A 19,041-nucleotide genomic window follows, 5' to 3' on the forward strand; every position below is an offset into this window, starting at 1 on the left:
CGTATGTAAAACGGTCATAGCCATTCAACCAGCGGAACAGCAATGCCAATGGTAGTTTGCCGGTAGTTATAGTCAACCAGCGTTTCACCGTAACCGTGCAAAATCTGCAGGTCACCCCGCAGGTTTCCGGCAATGGGAAATGTCCAGTCGAACTGCACCTGCCCACGATTCAGCTTACCTATCCGCAACGAATGGCTTCCGATCAGCGAAAATAGGTGTTGGCCCGTCCGATACATAATGACGGCATCACCCCGACCCACGTAGTTGGCAATGGCTGGATTTTCGTCGTCGGCATCGGGAAGCCGATACCAGGGACGCACCAGTACCGCCCAACGGCCACGTTCCAGACCAACCTGAGCAAACACCCGGTTCCAGCTTCGCGAAAGCGGAAGTGAGCGACCATTGGACTGGTGATTAAAGCCCAAACCGATCATCCGTGTTCGCAGACCAAACAAGGTAAAGTTGGTCGGGAAATTCAGAATTACTTCCGGCTCATAATTCGTTTCGCGGAAAGGTCGCGAAAAGAGAATATTGTACAACTGCCAGTGCGATTTCTGAGTGTAGGCTACCCACAACGTACCCCGCCCGAAGATGCGTTGCAACACCTTCACCTTTAGGCTCAGCTGAAACTTAGCCTCGTAGTTGCCATAATCTGACCGGTAAATCTGCGAGTAACCCGGCGTTTCACTCATCGGTTGTTCGTTGGGTTGGTTTGTCCAGCGGCCAGCCGTGATGTAAACGGGTCTATACGGCGTTATAACGAATGCCTTTTGCTGATTGGCGGGGTCCAGATCCCAGCGATCGGTCAGGGTACCAAACCTGGTTTCAGCTTTAAACAAGGTCGAGTCCTGCGCTTGTCCAGTCACTGGCAGCCAACTCAATAACAGTACACTCAGGATCCGACAAGCAGCTAATTGGTTGCTAATGACAGGCATAACGTGACAGTTAGAATGAACAACGCAGAACGATGTAAGTGGCTAACCACCAAAATACTGCATTGTTCATCCCCCTACACGCTGAACGTCGGGTCTACGTGTTCGCGGATTTGGTCGCGCAACTGATCAACGGTTAGCCAATCGGTGTTGGTGCCCGAATTGTACTTGAAGCCTTCGGAAACGCGGTTACCGTTGAACGCCTTCAGGTAGTCATCAACCTCCCAGGTGGGGGTCGAAGGTGTAATCACATAGTACCGTTCGGTTTCAACTGTATTGAGCGAATCTGTTTCGGTGATCATCTCTTCGTGCAGTTTCTCACCGGGACGTACCCCCACCAGCACCTGCTCGCAGTTGGGACCAATGGCCGTGGCCACGTCGGTAATCCGGTACGACGGAATCTTGGGTACGTAGATTTCACCGCCCCAGGCATGTTCCAGCGCATACAGCACCATCTCCACACCATCTTCGAGCGAGATGTTGAAACGTGTCATGTCGTTATGCGTGATGGGCAATACGCCTTCTTTCCGCTTCTCCAGGAAGAACGGTACCACCGACCCCCGCGAGCCGATCACGTTGCCGTAACGAACCACCGAGAAGGTCAGGTCACGCGCACCTTTCATGTTGTTGGCAGCCACGAAGAGTTTATCCGAGCAGAGTTTAGTCGCGCCGTACAGGTTGATCGGCGCGGCGGCTTTATCCGTCGAAAGGGCCACTACACGTTGTACGCCGTTGTCGAGGGCCGCGTTGATCACGTTCTCGGCACCGAAGACATTGGTCTTGATGCATTCCATCGGATTGTATTCAGCGGCGGGTACCTGCTTCAGCGCAGCAGCGTGAATGATAATGTCGATACCTTCGCAAGCCCGCTTCAGCCGTTCACCATCGCGCACGTCGCCGATAAAATAGCGCATGGCTTTGTAGGTACTGGTCGGAAACGTCTGGCTCATTTCGAACTGCTTCAGTTCGTCGCGCGAGTACACCACCAGCCGTTTAATGTTGGGATGGCGCTTCAGCACCATTTCCACGAACTTCTTGCCAAATGAGCCGGTACCACCGGTGATAAGGATGGATTTATTTGATAGATCAAGCATATGAGATGGGTACACGGAAATGGTACGCGGATTATTGAATGTTGACTCTTCTGAACGCATCGACGTAGCTTTTGGCGCTTGCGTTCAGGACCTGAACGTTCAGCGAGGCAGCATAGTCGCGCAGGACTTCGTAACTATAAAATGCTTTTGACAGCGACGCAAATTGCGCTGACATCCGCGAGGTTTCTTTCTTCACTACGTCGTAAACCGGAATGTAAGCTACCGTGCCGGGTTTATCATAGAAGTGCTCCTGCTTCATCAACAGTTCATTGCTTTCTGACATCCGGATTTCTTCATGCCAGGAATGATCGGCCCCAAACAGGTACACTTCCTTGAAACGCCGGGTGATGGCCAGATACAGCGACGCCGCCAGAATATTCTGCGATTGCGGCATGCCCCAACCCTTTCGAAAAATGAAAAAGCGAAACCAGTCGTACCCTCGCACAACAGTGTAGTTGAAAAAGACAACGCTGACGTTTGGATGCTTCCGATGCAGCTGGCCGATCAGGTAGCTACCCCGCGCCGATTGGGGCACAAACAGGGTCATGGGCCATACGGTGAGGTTGATCAGGCAGCGAATCGTTTTTTCAACGTCTTTCCGGCTGTTGTTTTGTTCGCTGTACAGGAAAAACGCCGGGTCGAGCAAGGCGTAGTTCATCGGCTGCAACTGCGCATACTCGGGCGATGACGCGAAGTTGTTCACGCAGATCACCTCCGTTTCCCGAATGAACGCCAGGTCAGTATCAAGCGATTGCCGAAGTGATGGGCCATTACCAAGAATAGAGCAGGCCGATTTCTGGGGAGCGGGGAAGGCTACCGAAAAGCGGGATTTGATCAGTACTTTCAGTAACGACAGCACCGTGTCGATGAAGAGACCAACGTGACGCGAAGCGGCGTTAAAACTAGTTTCGAGCATAGAAGCACCCACCATCGGGCTTGCAAAAATACCATAATGGCGGCAATACCTATTCGTCGCTTTTTTTCCTCTGCGTGTTTTCCTGGACGATAAGCGGCCTGCATTAGCCTCACTGGCAACGTTCCCGGCAACGATTGCATAGATAAAATCAGATATTTTCTTGTTTCTGTCTAAGAATCGGAGAAAATTAACGTAGTCTATTACTATCATTCCGCCTCGATTCTATCTTCTTACCCTTGCCCGAACGAAATTTACTCTATCTGTTATGGTACAACGACAAGCCATCGAAACTCGTCAGCGTCGTCAATCGTATGACTTCATCGATGTATACCCCAGTACGTCTGTTCCCATTTACCGATTGCAGTTTAACCCGAAAGACAAGACGCCCAAGTACAAGCAGATTGTTCAGTCGATTATCACTGACATTGGGCGGGGGGTGTTACGCAAGGGTGAGCAGTTGCCATCGATCAGCGAGTTAAGCATCGAGTATTACCTCGCCCGCGACACCGTGGAGAAAGCGTACCGCGAACTGCGCGAGCGCGGCTACATTACGTCGGTGCAGGGCAAGGGATATTACGTTCAGGCCAACGATGCGCTCAAGCTCAAGATCCTTTTGGTGTTCAATAAGCTCAGTTCCTATAAGAAGATCATTTACTACGCCTTTCTGAAAGCCCTCGGCGACCGGGCCAACGTTGATCTGCAGATTCACCACTACAGCGCTCAGCATTTTCAGGAGATTATCGAGCAAAGCCTCGGTAAGTACAACTACTACGTGATCATGCCGCACTTCACGCAGGATCTCGACAAAGCCAATTACATGGACGTGCTTGGGTCGATTCCGGCCAACCAGCTGGTCTTGCTCGACAAGGACGTACCTGAACTGCCCGGTAACTTCCTGAGCGTTCACCAGAACTTCGATAAAGACATTCGCGAGGCGCTGGAAACAGCCCAGGATCTGCTGACTAAATACAACCGGATGGTGCTGGTGCTGCCAAGCGATGGCAATTACCCGGTCGAAATTGCGCGCGGGTTCCGGTCGTTCTGCATCAATGCCAACAAGGACTTTGCCATTAAGGAAAACGCTGTAAATGAGCACCTGCAGGCCGGCACCGCCTACGTGGTTGTTGAAGAAACCGACCTGTCTGAACTGGTCAAAAAAGTGCGGCAAACCAATTTTCAGCTAGGGCGCGAAATCGGGATGATCTCCTTCAATGATACTACCCTGAAAGAACTGCTGGACATCACCGTAGTAAGCACCAACTTCGAAGCGATGGGCTACACCACAGCCTCGTTGCTACTCGACAACAAGCACATAAAGGTTAAAAATCCATTCTACATGATCCGGCGCGGGTCGTTGTAGTTGGGTACACCCCTCTTTTTTAGTAAGCTTTTATTCTCATAAACTCGAGAAGTCCATTAGCTATCTGATGGACTTCTTTTTGTGAGTTAATCCACCCCGAACGAATTCTAGTTCAGATTACTACTTCCGCTGCAATTCATGCGTTTTCTCTCCTCACTTATTTTTTTGCTGGTAACCGCTGGCCTCGCCACTGCGCATACGGGCTCATCTCCCAAAATTGATCGTAAAGCGTTGGTTGCCCGCCACGCCGTGATCAACACCCGGTTCGATACGCTGGGATCCGTGTCGGTTGGTAACGGCGAATTTGCGTTTACGGTCGATGCGACGGGCCTGCAAACCTTCCCTGATTATTACAAAGACGCCGTGCCGCTGGGTACACAGTCGCAATGGGGCTGGCATGCCGTACCCAATCCGGCCAATTATAAGCTGAGTGAAGTGTATAATTCCATCGATCAGCATGGTCGGAAAGTGCCGTACACGTTTTCAATCAAAGGGGCGGGCAGGCAGGAAGCCGTATCGAATTATTTTCGCGAAAACCCGCACCGGCTGCACCTCGGCATGATTGGCTTCGACCTGAGGAAAGCGGATGGCTCAACCGCGAAGATGGCCGATCTGCGGAACATCCGGCAGACGCTGGATATGTGGAAAGGCGAAATTCATAGCCATTTTGAGGTAGACAATCAGCCCGTTGATGTGGTAACCATCTGCCACCCCGCGCAGGATATGGTAGCCGTTCAGGTACGTTCCCCGCTGGTGTCGACGGGTCGGTTGCTGGTCACGCTGCGCTTCCCCTACGGGGCTACTGACTGGGAGGGTATTCCTGATTTCAATAAGCCCACCCGCCACATCACCCGCCTGCGGCCAACAACTGCCAACGTCGTGGTGCTGGAGCGCCAGCTCGACACTACCCGCTACACCGCCGCCCTTGCCTGGACGGGAAAAGCAACCGTTCGCGAAGTAAAGGCCCACGAGTTTACACTAACCCCTGACAAATCGGCCACGACGCTCGCCTTCACATGCCGGTTTACGTCAAGCGCATCACCAGCAAAAACAGCCCAACCTACTTTTGCCACGACGCAGCAGGCTAACCAGACCCACTGGTACTCATTCTGGACTACGGGTGGGGCTGTCGACTTATCGGGCAGCACCGATCCACGGGCGAAAGAGTTGGAGCGTCGAATTGTACTGTCGCAGTATCTGACCAAGATTCAGTGTTCGGGCACTATTCCGCCGCAGGAAACCGGCCTGACCTACAACAGCTGGTACGGCAAGCCGCACCTGGAAATGCACTGGTGGCACGCGGCCCATTTTCCGCTCTGGAACCGTCCCGCGCTGCTCGAAAAAAGCCTGGGCTGGTATACCATAGCCCGACCCGGCGCCGCTGATCTGGCACAACGGCAGGGCTTTAAGGGCGTTCGCTGGCAGAAAATGGTCGATGAGGTCGGCAACGAAAGCCCCTCCCCGATCGGCCCGTTCCTGATCTGGCAGCAGCCGCACTTTATCTATTTCGCCGAACTCAGCTACCGCAACCACCTCGACCAGAAGACGCTGAACACCTACAAAGACCTCGTCTTCGCTACTGCCGACTTCATGGCGTCCTACGCCTGGCTCGATCCGAAGAAAGGCAAGTACATCCTGGGCAAAGGCATGATTCCGGCGCAGGAGCGCTTCAAATATGCCAGCACCTATAACCCACCCTTCGAACTGGCTTACTGGTGGTGGGGCCTGACTACCGCGCAGCAATGGCGCGAACGCCTGGGCATGCCCCGCAACCCGGAATGGGATAAGGTACTGGCCGGTCTGTCGCCGTTTCCCGCGCAGGATGGTCTGTATCTGGCCGCCGAAAGTGCCTCCGATTCATACACTAATCCAGAGTTCATGACCGATCACCCGGCAGTGTTGGGGGCTTATGGATACATGCCAAAAACGCCCTCACTCGACGTACCCACCATGGACCGTACCTTCGACAAGATTATGACCGTCTGGAATTGGGAAAGCACCTGGGGCTGGGATTATCCGCTCGTAGCCATGACCGCCGCCCGCCTCGGCAAACCCGACAAAGCCATCGACGCCCTGCTGATGCCGGTGACGAAAAATACCTTCCTGCACAACGGCCACAACTACCAGCGCGATAACCTCCGCATTTACCTGCCCGGCAATGGGGGTCTGCTTACGGCCGTAGCCATGATGTGCGCCGGTTGGGATAACGGTCCAGGTACGTTGTCGCCCGGTTTCCCGAAGAATGGCAAATGGGTAGTGCGCTGGGAAAATCTGGCAAAGATGCCGTAGGTACGAGGCGTACAGGAGCAGAAACGTCCCCAAAAAAAAGTAGCTAGCCAAGCAAAAGCCGTTATTTATTGCAACACTGTTGCAATAAATAACGGCTTTTGCTTGGAGAACAGCAATAATAGTATTCTCTTTGCAACACTGTTGCATGATACTTATTTTACACGGAGACAATATGGCCAACGAACAAGCATACGATGTACTGATTATTGGCGGCAGCAATGCCGGACTAAGTGCTGCCATGTTACTTGGCCGCTCCCTACGCCGGGTACTGGTAATCGACGCAGGTAAGCCCTGCAACCGACAAACGCCCCATTCGCACGGTTTTCTGACCCGCGACGGTGAAACGCCAGCCACCATGTCGGCTATCGCCCGCGACCAGGCAGGGAAATATCCAACCGTCCAGTTTCTAGCTGATACAGTCGTTTCGGCCGCACAGGCAGACCACGGGTTCACGGTGACAACAACGAGCGGTGCTTCCTTTTCAGCCCGAAAGCTCCTGTTATCAACAGGCGTAGCCGACATCATGCCCGATCTAGCGGGCTTTGCCGACTGCTGGGGCATATCGGTGCTGCACTGCCCGTATTGTCATGGCTACGAAGTGCATAGTCAGCCACTGGGCATACTGGCGAATGGCGAGATGGGCTACGAACTGGCTACGCTTATTCAGCACTGGACCGACCAGCTTACCCTGTATACCAACGGCCCATCAACCTTGGACGATACCCAACGGCAAACGCTGGAGCAACTTCATATTCCAATTATAGAAACGCCCGTCGACGCTCTTGAACACGAGTCGGGTCAGCTCACGGCCTTACGCTTCACCGACGGAACGCGGGCGCACCCGACAGCCATTTTTGCCCGTGTCCCCTTCCAGCACCATACCGACATCGCCGATCAACTAGGCTGCGCCATGACCAAAAACAACTTGATTCAGGCGAGCGAGTTTGGCGAAACCAACGTACCCGGCCTGTTCGCCGCTGGCGACATCACAAACCCTTTTCGACAGGTAGCGATCGCAATCGCCAATGGTTCCAAGGCCGCCGCGTGGATCAATAGGGAACTGATTGCCGAAGACCTGCAACTACGGCTTCAGGACGCGTAGTTGTTCTATCTTGCTTTCGCTATTGCTTCGCGCTGCCTAGCCTACAGCGCGAAGCAATACAAATAAAAACGAGGTACGTTGCCCCATATCCCTAGCGGCAACGTACCTCGTTTTTCATAAAGCATCCAACGTTCCTACAACCTCAAGCCGTCGCTATTTTTCACGACGACAGGCTTGCTGTCTTTAGCGGTGATCTGAAGGTTTTTTACCGTCCAGCCTTTAGCGTAGTCGATCTGACCAGCAGAATTAGCGGCAATGATTACGTCGGTGAACGTGAAGTTTTCGAGCAATGAATTAGCGAGGCCCGCCGCCATGATGCCGCGCTTAGCGCCAGTAACTTTCAACCCGGAAATATGCACGTCTTTAAAATGCGGAATGCCTCGTTCGGCCGGTTCCACTTTGGCCAGCATCGCCTTCCAGTGGGGTGGCAAAGTCGCTTCGGTGTAGCCAGCGGGCAGGGTCGAGTAGCTGTAGCTGGGGTTCCAGTTCATGGTTACCTCCACCGGCACACCAACGTCTTCCATCGTAATGTTTTCCATGTAGATGTCCGACACAGTGCCGCCCCGCGTCATGGCCGACTTGAGGCGAATACCTACGCCAGTGCCTTTGGCGGTCAGGTTGCGGGCCATCACGTGGTTGATACCGCCTGATGTTTCGCTGCCAAAGGTGATTAGCCCGCCACCGGCACCAGATACGCAGTTTTGAATGAGCACGTATTCCGTTGGTCGATTCACGCGTAGCCCATCCCAGTCGCGACCGGCTTTGAGGCAGAAATTATCGTCGTTGCAATCGATGTCGCAGTGCTGCACCAGAATGTAGGTCGACGAGTCGATATCGATACCATCGGTGCTGGGTCCATGCCCGCCGATGTTGTTACGAATTATCAGCCCATCGGCCGTAATGTGATCGGAATAGAGAATATGGACTGTCCAGAAACCAGCCTGTTGCAGCGTGATGCTTTTGAGTGTCACATCTGATGAGCCAGAAACGAGCAGCGTGCGGGGGCGTTTGGCGTCATAATCCACGATCCAGCGCAAGCCCTTTGCTTCGTAGTCTTTACGCAAGGCCCAGTAGCTATCCCAAAACGGTTTCCCCTGCGCGTTGACAATACCCTGACCCGTGATCGCTACGTTTTTCTGATCGATGATGTTGATCAGTGCCGCCGGCCAGCGCATTTCAATGCCTGCCACCCGCGTATCGATCTCCGGATAATCGGACAGCGATTGGCTACCAAGCAATTCAACGCCTTTGTCGAGGTGCAGGGTAACGCCTTGTTTGAGAAACAACGAGCCCGTGAGATACTGCCCCGGTTTGAACGTCACCACACCGCCCCCCTTTGCCGCGCAGGCATCGATCGTCTGCTGAATGGCCTTTGTTGCGAGCGTTTTCCCATCCGCAACGGCGCCATAGGTAGTGGTCGAAAACACCGTTTTTTTCGATGGGGCCGTGCGCGCGCCAACCAGTTTCACCCAGGCTGGGGGCGCGGATGTTTCAGCGGCGGCGGTGGGGAGCAGGAAGGAGAGAAAAAGCAGAAGGTTGATCATGTTGGGGAAATTGGGAAGCGTTGCTTCGCGCTGTAGGCCGAAACGTCGGACCGCCTTCGACAGGCTAGGGTGAGGCAGTCTATCTAGTAAATAACGATACTACACCTTAACCGCTTGCCGGGCGACCATTTTCCAGGCGCCTTTCTGATAGACCCACACTAGCAGGATACCGATATGCGCAGTGGCGGGTACGCCTTTGTTTGCCGTTACGGCCGTAAGCACGTGCCGAACCAGCGCCGTGTTATCAATGATTTCGATCTTCTGCTCAGTCAGATCAATGGTTTTGAAATCGGATTCATTGCTGACCAACGCCCGGATAAACTCGGCTTTGTCTTCGATTTTTCCACCCGAGTGGCCGTAAGTCAGCTTATCGGAAACGAGTTCGTTCAGGTTCGCCTCAGTGGGGTCGATCATGGCTTTGCGTAGCTTTTCAACGGCTTCGGCAACGCCTTTTTCATTCTTCTGAGCAAAAGCGGCTGTGCCAGATAAGGCATATAGGGTCAGGGTAGCAGCAACTAACAGGAGGGTTTTCATTGTTGGAGGTTGGTTTGAAATTGGTTTCGTGCGTAACCTGGACTTTAGTCCGGAGATGACCGCGTTTTTAATAAAATATAGCAATCCTTGCTCTGTAATAGGTGTGCGGATTGAAGTCCGAAGTACAGTCAGCTACCGCGTGAGCAAAACGTTATTTCCCCAGCAGCACATACGACTTCCCTGCTACGGTTGCCAGATCATATACCGCAACGCCGTTGGTAATAGTCTCCGGCGTTTGGGTACGGTACTTGCTTTCGGGTAGGGCGTAGAATGGATTCGGGTTGCTACCGGTAGCGGACTTCAATCCGGCTGCGACCAACGTACCTGGCACCCGCAACCGGCAATTGCCGCCGAGGGTTGAGCGCACAACAACGCGTGTCAGTTTACCGGCTTTCCAGGTCATATCCAGTTCGTAGCCACCGCGCGCTTTCAGGCCTTTTACTTCACCCGACGACCAGGCATCGGGGCGGGCGGGTAGCAGGTTCAGTAAACCATCATGGCTTTGTAGCAGCATTTCGCCGATGCCTGAGGTGCCGCCAAAATTACCGTCGATCTGAAACGGCGGGTGGGCACAAAGCAGGTTGGGGTACGTTCCGCCGCCTTTGTTGTAGTTGGTGCCCTCCATGCCCGTCAGCTTCATCAGTTCGCGCAGGAGTTTATAGGCGTGATTGCCGTCGTGCAGCCGGGCCCAGAAATTGATCTTCCACGACTTGCTCCAGCCTGTTCCATCGTCGCCCCGAATTTCGAGCGTTCTGCGAGCGGCATTGGCCAGAGCGGGCGTAGTCAGCGGCGATACTTCACGGCCGGGGTGCAGGGCGTAGAGGTGCGATACGTGCCGGTGCTGTGGGTCCTCGTCGTCCCAGTCTTTGTACCATTCCTGCAGGTTACCCCTCTTACCAATTTGCAGCGGAAACAGCTTCTTCTTCGCATCGAGTAACTTCTGCCGAAACGCAGCGTCGACGTTCAACTGCTCCGATGCTTGAATGGTGTTACTGAACACGTCCCAGATCAGGGCCATATCCATCGTAGTGGCCACTGAAACAGAATTTTTCTGGCCTTTCTCCGTGATGAACACGTTTTCGGGCGAGGTCGACGGGGCGGTTACCAAGTGACCTTTTTGGTCATCGACCAGCCAGTCGAGACAGAATTGGGCCGCGCCTTTCATGAGCGGGTAAGCGTAGTCTTTCAGGTACGTTCGGTCGCCGGTATACGCGTAATGATCCCACAGATGCTGACTCAGCCATGCGCCGCCCATGGCCCAGTTGGCCCATGACGGACTGCCTTTTCCTTTATCGCCAACGGGGTTCGAGAGCCCCCAGATATCGGAGTTGTGGTGGACCGTCCATCCGCCCATGTTGTAGAAATTTTTCGTGGTTTCACGACCGGTTGCGGCCATGTTGCCAATCCAGTCGAGCAGAGGCGTATGCAGGGCCGACAGGTTGGCCATCTCAGCGGGCCAGTAGTTCATCTCCGCGTTGATATTGGTCGTGAAATTGCTGCTCCACGGTGGCCGAACCATCGGATTCCAGATACCCTGCAGGTTGGCCGGAACGCCGGGTTCGCCTTCCTTTTTGGGTCGTGAGCTGGAAATAAGCAGATACCGGCCAAAGGCAAAATAAAGACTCTCCAATGCCGGATCGGCAGCGCCGTCGGTGTATCGTTTCAGGCGTTCATCCATCGGAAGGTCTACCGGAGCGGCGTCGCCATTGAGGGTCAGGCTCATGCGGTTGGCCAGCTTCTGGTAGTCGGCGATGTGGTCGCGACGAATCACGGCTGCTGGTTTAGCCATTGCTTTGCTCAGGTACGTCTCGGCCAGTTTCTTTTCGTCGCGTCCGTCGCTGTCGGGGCATTTATCGAAGCCGTTGAAGCTGGTGGCAGCGGTTACGTACAATACGGCTTCGGTTGCGTTCAGAATGCGAATACCCGCCGTGTCTGTCGACGCCTGTCCATCGGTCGATTTCACTTTCACCCGCCAATCAAAGCGCATCCCCTTACAACCGGCGCTGTCGGTATAAATCACGGCTTGCTTGTTGTAATTGACGTAGTTTGGATCAGCGTGAGCCGGTGCTTTACCCCGCATCACCAGTTCGTCACGGCCCGGCACCGTTTTCGCGATCGGGTGCGGACTACGGGTAGCGGCCGTAAAATTTAGTGCTCCCTTTTTGCTCGATGTCAACCGGACAACGATCACCTGATCGGGCGCCGACACGAAGATTTCACGGGTGTACGTCACCCCATCGACTGTAAAGCGGGTAGTGGCCGTAGCGTTTGTAATATCCAGATCACGGTAGTAGTTCGTGGCGGTGCCGGTCAGCGGTTGCTTCAGCACCAGATCGCCCAGCGGCTGGTAAGCATCGGAGTACAGTCCCTGAAGTTTTTGCGTCAGTTTGGCGGCCTGGGCGTAGTCTTCACGGAACAGGGCTTCGCGAACTTCGGGCAGAAATTTGGCGACACCCGGATTCGGATTGTTGTTCACCGGTCCACCCGACCAGAGGGTTTCTTCGTTGAGTTGCAGCAACTCTTCGTTTACCTTCCCAAACACCATCACGCCTAGTCGGCCGTTACCAACTGGCAGGGCCTCGTTCCAGTTTCGGGCGGGTTGTTTGTACCAGAGTGTCTGCGTTTTTTGCCCAAACAAGGCAGTCGACGTAATGAGGAGAAAAGCAAAAAGTGATAGTCGTATCATCCAGTTAAGTGAAATCGAGTTTGTGAATGTAAAGGGTTGCGTATCGCCGCGTTTACTTAGTTGGACTCGATTTGTATTGGGGTGGTGATTCGTGGCTTTGCGTTGTCTTGCTTCGCGAAGTAGGTCCATCGATAGGCGTCAGCCCACTTGAATGCGAAGCAACCTAGTCTCATTTCGCTTTCGTTACGATGTTGGGGGGCGGTGGCATAACCATATCGGTGCCCAGGTAAAAACTGGGGTGTGGAGGTTGGTTATAAGCTGAATTCTGGTGGGCAACGGCCACCCGGTATTGCGCATCGTGCATGAGCGTAAACAGACGAGTCGTTGTCAAATCTGTTGTAGTGAACAGCAGCAGTTCTGTGCTGGTGCTGTTGCGGTACACGATCTCTTCGCGCCAGTCGCCGAGCAGGTCAGCGGTTACGCCGGGGTTCGCTTTGGTGCTGTTGTTCGATACGCCGTCTGCCATGTCGGCAGCTGAAAACAGGCGGTTATTCATGTTCGTTGCCGGGTCCCATTTGCTCACGCGGGGGCCATCGAGCAATTCGCGCGACAGGTCGCCATCCCACCATATCGCAAAGTTGACGGGCGGTTTTTTTGTACCAATCTGCTGGCCTTTGCAGTCGTACAGCCCGCCCGTAGCTCCCCAGCATTCGTAGCCTTTATGCGTCGGATCGATATCGGCGGCGAGGCTTCGACCAATATCGCCAGTGCCCGGTACGCCCCAGAGTGGTTGCCCTGTTTTCGCATCACGAAACTCAAGGCCATAATCACCATACGATCGCGGCGACTCGTGGCACTGCCAAACCTCCTGACCGGGCCGATCGGGGTCCATATCGCTCATGTGCAATGCATCGCCGTGACCGAGCCCGTTAGCATACAGCCCTTTGCCGTCATCGTCAATCACGCTGGAGCCATTGATCACTTCGTCTTTTCCGTCACCATCGACATCGCCGGTGGTCAGCTGATGGTTACCCTGACTCCGATAAGCCCGGTTTTCGGGCGACGAATCACTGTCGAAGAGCCAGCGTTGAGTCAATTTGCCGTTGCGCCAGTCCCAGGCTACGCGTACGAGTCGGGTGTAATAGCCGCGACCCATAACAAGACTGGGGCGTTGACCGTCGAGGTACGCCACAGTTGAAATGAACCGGTCAATGCGGTTGCCGTTGGCGTCACCCCAGGTAGTCCGCATCTGCTCGTCGGTGGGGTTGTCGCCGCCCACGGGGTCGCGCTGAGGCAGGAACGTTGTACTGGCCATGGCTGCGCCCGTTTGCCCGTTGAAGATGGTTAGAAACTCAGGGCCTTTCAAAACAAATCCTTTTTCGTTCCGATGATCGGCGCTGGCGTCCCCGATCACCTTTCCTTTACCGTCAATAGTCCCATCGGCGGTTCGGCAGGCGATTTCGGCTTTGCCGTCGCTGTCCAGATCGTAGACCATAAACTGCGTGTAGTGCGCTCCCGCCCGGATATTCCGGCCCAGGTCGATGCGCCATAGGCGGGTACCGTTCAGTTTGTAGACATCGAGATACACGTTTCCGGTAACGCCCGGCCGTGAATTGTCCTGCGCGTTCGACGGGTCCCACTTCACCACAATCTCGTAGTCGCCGTTGCCATCCAGGTCACCCACACTGCAATCATTGGCGACGTAGCTGTAGGCTTGTCCGGCAGTCGTGGCCCCGCTGGCTGGCGCCTGGATCGGGATCGACAGGTAGTTTTTCGCCCACACAGTCGCCACTTCCGAAGCAGCCTGCTCCTTGCCGTTCACCACTGCCCGCACGGTATACGTACCTGACGCGCTTGTTCTGTCGATCAGGTTAGTGGCACCGGTAATAGGCGATACGTTGACCCTTGTTTTGCCCCGATACACGTTGAATGCGATGTCAGCCGGATCAGTCCCAAACAGCCGCCAACCCACGTATACCTCCTCGGCGCTCGTCCGAACAGCTACCACGCCTCGGTTCAGTCGCTCCATCTGGCGTTGGGCGAGTGTGGCTACCGTGGGGAGCAGGCAACTTAGGAGCAGTAGGGAAAGCGTTTTAAGCGTCATGATATGATCTAGTCGTTACCCTGGTGAGTGTCTTTCGCATATGTGCTGCTTTCACGTACCTGCGCCAATCAATACTTCAACTGTGCTTTCGTTTTCAACTCATCCGGTGCGTCTTTCGTATAGGCCTTGAACGTATCCTGCGAAGGCGTTGTGAACAGCTTTTTCACCACTGATAGCTCGACGGATTCTTTCGGATCAAAACGGGACGACTGCATGTAGTTGGTCAGGCTGTGTAGCAGCTGACGGGCTACGGGGCGTTTTTCGGGGCTACTGGTCAGGTCGGCGCTGCACAGCATGAGCTTACCAGTACCGACACGCGTTTCGAGAATCATGCCCAGGCGACGGTTCAGAAACCAGGTGTCGATCGGTTGCACCAGCGGCCGGAACGAGAGCGGAAACTCTTCCAGATTCATCACCTGCGCCTTGTTCACAATTTCCCACCATTGCAGATTACTGTGGTACTCGGTCGGAAAATCGGCGAAGGCGGGATGCTTCGGGTCGACCAGGAAGCCGAGCGTGTGGGGCGGACGCATCTTGAACCACGAGGTATTCCAGAAAACGGGGGCCAGTTGCTGCACCACTTCTTTGCCTTTCTCGATTTTACCAGCCGCCTGTAAGAAGACCTTTCCGCCGTTTTTCAGCGTTTCCTCGGCTTTGGCATCCAGTTCGGTACAGAAGTAAATAGCGTCGGGTTTTGCCTCCGCCACGGTAGTCGGATACACCCAAATCTCCCAGTCATTGGTAGTCGACGTACCTGCGAGCGACGCGGTCAGCGTTAATTTCTGCGCCTTTGTCTGCCCGGTCAACGGCACCGTGATTTTACCGATCGCGTTGTTGCTGCCAATGGGAATGGCTGCCTGATCGAAATGACCGCTGGCCACTACGGCCTGTTTGGCATCCGTCAGCGTCCAGTTGATGCGCGCTTTCGTCAATGGCGCTTTGCCGAAGTGGAACAGTTCCAGATCAGCCTGCAGGGCTTCGTTCGCCTGATAGACGAACTTCGGCAAACGAGCCAACAGCACAGTTGGGGCGCAGAACCGGGTAAACTCCGGAGCGGTCAGGTAGCCTTTCTCGTCCCAGAACGGATCGAGCAAACCAACCAGGGCGGTGCCCTGACCCGAATAATCGTTCAACGACAGCATCTGAAAACCAGCAGAACCCGGCGTGCGGAGTGCCATTTCCATCTCGGTCTTGTAACTCAACACCTGCAATTTACCCGTCGCCATCAGGAAATCGTCGCCCAGATCGGCCATGCCGCGGTCGGCGAGGTCTTCCTGGAAGAGTTCGAAGTTCTTCGCCTTGTACACACCCGTGTATTTTTTGATCTCGTTAAAGTTCGGGAATACGCACCACTGCCCCAGTTCGTGCGTCACATACGGCACCTTGAAATCAGCGATTTTACTGCGGTAGTCGCCCATGCTTTCGGGAAGCTGATTCCAGGGTAATCCACGCGGTCCCGACTTGATCATGTACTCGTTTTCGGGCACCAGCGGCCAGCTCATCGCCACTGATGCGCCGGTGTATTTCCGACGCGGGTCTTTCGCCTTCCAGTAGTTGATGAATTTGGCCAGATACTGCGCCTGCTTGCCGCCGCGTGGCTCGTTGCCGTAGGCCAGCATGCAGTATGACGCGTAGTTGCCATACGCCTTGCCCATCCGGTCGGTTTCGTCGTAAATGAACTTGTCGATGGGGTGCCCATCGCCGAGCGACGAACCGTGATTGGCCCAGCTTGGCCCTTCGGGTTGCAGGTAGAAACCAACCAGATCGGCCGCTTCAAACGCCGCTTCGGGTGGACAGTACGAGTGGAACCGCATGTGATTCAACCCGTATTTCTTCGCGATTTTGTAGACACGTACCCAGGCCGCCACGTCCATCGGCGCATAGCCCGTCAGCGGAAACTGGCAGTTCTCCACCGTCCCGCGCAAAAACGTTGGCCGACCGTTGACGGTGAACCGGGTTCCGTCGATGCCAAACTCACGCATACCGAACGACACCTGCCGGTCGCTTTGCAGACCAGTAGAGGTTTTGATGCTGGCCGTCAGCCGATACAGGGCCGGATCGAACTCATCCCAGGTCAGGAAGTCTGCCCCCATCGGCAAATCGACTTCCACTACTTTTTCGGTGCCATCCAGCTTTAGCGGCACCATTATTGGCTTCACGGATTGCTTCACCGGCGTGTTGAAACTTACCGCCGCCAGCGTGATCGTTCCCGACAGCGGCTGCTTCTGCAACTGATGAATAGTCAATTTCACCCGCGCCCGTTTGTTAGCCAGATCGGGATAGACCTGCACATCGTCGAACCAGACGGGGGCTTCGGCGCGGAGTTCGAGCTTGCCGACGATGCCGTTCCAGTTGCCCTGCGTATGGTCGGTCAGGCTATGCGAATCTTTACCGACGTTGATCTCCTTGATGCGGTTATCAATGCGGATGGTAATGGTATGTTTGCCAGGCGTCAAAGCACTGCTGAGGTCGTATTCGTGCGCTACGACCATGCTATTTTGCAGGCCAATCTCCCGATCATCTACCCAGACGCGGGTTTCGGTATGCGCCCGCTCGAGCACCAGCGTAACGTGTTGTCCCGCCCAGGCTTTCGGAATCGTGACGTCTTTCTGATACCAGGCCGCACCCACATAATACTTATCCGGTGTCAGCCAGAACGGAAATTTCAGGTTATCCGCCTGACGGTACCGGGCCATACGCGGGTTGAAATACCATGAGCTATCGTAGATGCTACCCGTCCACTGCGTCTTCAGCGTCACCTTGTCGCCCTTGTCGTTTTCAAGCATTGAACCCGGCAGTTTGATGGTTTCCGGCAGCGCAGTACCGAACCATTTTTCGGTCACCCCAACATCAGTCGGATCCGTTCGAAATCGCCATTGACCTCTGAGCGAAATAGGCGACAGAGCAGCTATACTGCTGAACGAAAGCAAGGTACAGCTGATCAGAAAAAGCGTTCGTAACGAGTTGAGCATTTGGAAGAAAGTTGTGAAAAGAGTCGGAAAGTGGTAGCAGAAGTAGCCCCCCGCCCTAAAGAATACCTGCTGGCGCTACACTATTGCTCATGCGAAGCTAACGTGCGCTAGTAGGCACTCTTCCTTTAAAGCGCAAGGGATAAACGCACGTTAGCAACGTACCTACGCCTTTACCGCCAGCGGTTTCAACTCGGTCAGGTCAGCGATGTTGATGGGTTTGCCGGAATCGACGCTTTTGCGGGCGGCAATACCGACCAGAATGGCCATAGCACCATCGCGGCTACCCGCCGACTGCCGGAAGGTATCGACGGCTTGTGGGTTCCGGAAAATCTTGTCGCGGAGACGGGCATCACCGCCGCCATGCCCCTCAGCCTGTGGCACGCGGATCGTCTCGATCTTGCCGAAGTTATGGGAGATCATAATCTCATCATACGGCTCCAGCGTCATCGCACCAGTTTCTTTGATCCAGGCTTCCACGCGGCCTTTAGTACCGTTGAACGCAATGCGGTAGCCTTCGTAGGGTGAATAAGTTGTCAGCGAATAAGCCACGTTTACACCGTTGGCGTAGTGGATCGTGGCCGCCATCTTGTCAAAGATGTTGATGTCTTCCTTGTAGACGCAGCCGTCGCGCAGGTAACCATCGAATTTCTCGTTATCGGCGTACAGGGCCATCAGACGCTTGTCTTTGGTCATGTCGTAATAGAACGAGCACTTGTCTTTGAACGTACAGGGCCGACAGTTCGTCGACCGGAACGGACCGTTTTTGCCGTAGTTATCGAGCGATGCCTGGGCGTAGACCGTCTGCGGTTCCGATTCGAGCCACCAGTTCAGCAGGTCGAAATGGTGACTGGCTTTATGTACCCAAAGCGAGCCGCTGTTTTCGCGCAAGCGGTGCCAGCGACGGAAATAATCGGCGCCGTGCTTTACATCGAGGTACCAGTGAAAATCAACCGACGTTACCTTACCGATGGTGCCGGCGCGGAGAATTTCGTACAACTTCTGCCGGTGCGGCGAATAGCGATAGTTGAACGTCACGGTAACCTTTTTGCCTGTTTTGCGCTCGGCTTCCAGAATGGCGTTGCACTTGCTTTCGTCGGTCGTCATCGGTTTTTCGGTGATGATGTCCGCGCCCATTTCCATGCCTTTGATGATGAACTGATCGTGCGTAGCGTCGACCGTTGTCACGATGAGCAGGTCGGGTTTCGCCTCTTTCATCATCTTGTCGAAATCGGTATAAAGCGGGCAGGTTACGTTCAGCATCTTGCGCGCTGTTTCGGCCCGACCGGGGTTCTTGTCGCAGAGCCCGACGAACTCAATCACATCGCCAAACTCCTTAGCGACCGGCACGCCCCACATGCTGGTGCCCCGGTGACCGGTACCAACCATGGCGACCCGGCGTTTAACCGCCGATTTAGGATCAATTGACGCGGCTATGGCTGCCAGGCTACTGGCGGAAATCAGGCCTGCCGTGGCTACGGCTGACTGCTGAATGAAATTTCTACGGCTAAGGTTTTCGGTCGACATAAAGGAATGAGCAGATCAATAAATGGGATTAAACGCCCTACAAA

The 19,041-nt window shown here is 54.6% G+C and carries 12 protein-coding genes; 3 read left to right on the plus strand and 9 right to left on the minus strand.

All coding sequences use genetic code 11. From position 1 onward, the window contains the following. Positions 1–14: 14 nt before the first annotated feature. The 3 genes from F7231_RS07535 to F7231_RS07545 all read right to left on the minus strand — a co-directional run bounded on the left by F7231_RS07535 (position 15) and on the right by F7231_RS07545 (position 2,942). Positions 15–935, minus strand: coding sequence for a phospholipase A (locus tag F7231_RS07535; protein WP_166691453.1), 921 nt, complete (start codon positions 933–935; stop codon positions 15–17). Between the two features lie 74 nt (positions 936–1,009). Next, complete coding sequence (gene pseB / locus F7231_RS07540) at positions 1,010–2,026, minus strand: UDP-N-acetylglucosamine 4,6-dehydratase (inverting) (RefSeq protein WP_166691454.1); 1,017 nt, start codon at positions 2,024–2,026, stop codon at positions 1,010–1,012. Between the two features lie 31 nt (positions 2,027–2,057). Next, positions 2,058–2,942, minus strand: a complete 885-nt coding sequence (locus F7231_RS07545) for a hypothetical protein (protein ID WP_085415075.1) — start codon at positions 2,940–2,942, stop codon at positions 2,058–2,060. Between the two features lie 265 nt (positions 2,943–3,207). On the opposite strand from F7231_RS07545, the gene F7231_RS07550 reads away from it, so the two are divergent. The 3 genes from F7231_RS07550 (at position 3,208) to F7231_RS07560 (ending at position 7,693) form a co-directional block, all read left to right on the plus strand. Further along, on the plus strand, positions 3,208–4,302 hold the full coding sequence (locus F7231_RS07550) for a GntR family transcriptional regulator (protein WP_085412114.1): 1,095 nt from the start codon (positions 3,208–3,210) through the stop codon (positions 4,300–4,302). 138 nt (positions 4,303–4,440) lie between these two features. After that, positions 4,441–6,591, plus strand: coding sequence for a hypothetical protein (locus tag F7231_RS07555; protein WP_166691455.1), 2,151 nt, complete (start codon positions 4,441–4,443; stop codon positions 6,589–6,591). Positions 6,592–6,736: 145 nt separating this feature from the next. Then, positions 6,737–7,693: an NAD(P)/FAD-dependent oxidoreductase gene (locus F7231_RS07560; RefSeq protein ID WP_229369710.1), complete on the plus strand. Its 957-nt coding sequence runs from the start codon at positions 6,737–6,739 to the stop codon at positions 7,691–7,693. Between the two features lie 134 nt (positions 7,694–7,827). Here the strand turns inward: F7231_RS07560 and F7231_RS07565 are convergent, their stop codons facing one another. The 6 genes from F7231_RS07565 to F7231_RS07590 all read right to left on the minus strand — a co-directional run bounded on the left by F7231_RS07565 (position 7,828) and on the right by F7231_RS07590 (position 18,997). Beyond that, positions 7,828–9,237: a glycoside hydrolase family 28 protein gene (locus F7231_RS07565; protein WP_166691456.1), complete on the minus strand. Its 1,410-nt coding sequence runs from the start codon at positions 9,235–9,237 to the stop codon at positions 7,828–7,830. Between the two features lie 99 nt (positions 9,238–9,336). Next, complete coding sequence (locus F7231_RS07570; RefSeq protein WP_166691457.1) at positions 9,337–9,771, minus strand: nuclear transport factor 2 family protein; 435 nt, start codon at positions 9,769–9,771, stop codon at positions 9,337–9,339. A gap of 151 nt (positions 9,772–9,922) precedes the next feature. Further along, on the minus strand, positions 9,923–12,457 hold the full coding sequence (locus F7231_RS07575) for a glycoside hydrolase family 95 protein (protein WP_166691458.1): 2,535 nt from the start codon (positions 12,455–12,457) through the stop codon (positions 9,923–9,925). Between the two features lie 169 nt (positions 12,458–12,626). Continuing rightward, positions 12,627–14,501, minus strand: a complete 1,875-nt coding sequence (locus F7231_RS07580; RefSeq protein ID WP_166691459.1) for a rhamnogalacturonan lyase — start codon at positions 14,499–14,501, stop codon at positions 12,627–12,629. 68 nt (positions 14,502–14,569) lie between these two features. Next, positions 14,570–17,473: an exo-beta-1,4-galactosidase gene (locus tag F7231_RS07585; RefSeq protein WP_166691460.1), complete on the minus strand. Its 2,904-nt coding sequence runs from the start codon at positions 17,471–17,473 to the stop codon at positions 14,570–14,572. A gap of 162 nt (positions 17,474–17,635) precedes the next feature. Next, positions 17,636–18,997, minus strand: coding sequence for a Gfo/Idh/MocA family protein (locus tag F7231_RS07590; protein ID WP_085412106.1), 1,362 nt, complete (start codon positions 18,995–18,997; stop codon positions 17,636–17,638). Positions 18,998–19,041 lie beyond the last annotated feature (44 nt).

The organism is Fibrivirga algicola (assembly GCF_011742925.1).
GTDB classification, from domain to species: domain Bacteria; phylum Bacteroidota; class Bacteroidia; order Cytophagales; family Spirosomataceae; genus Fibrella; species Fibrella algicola.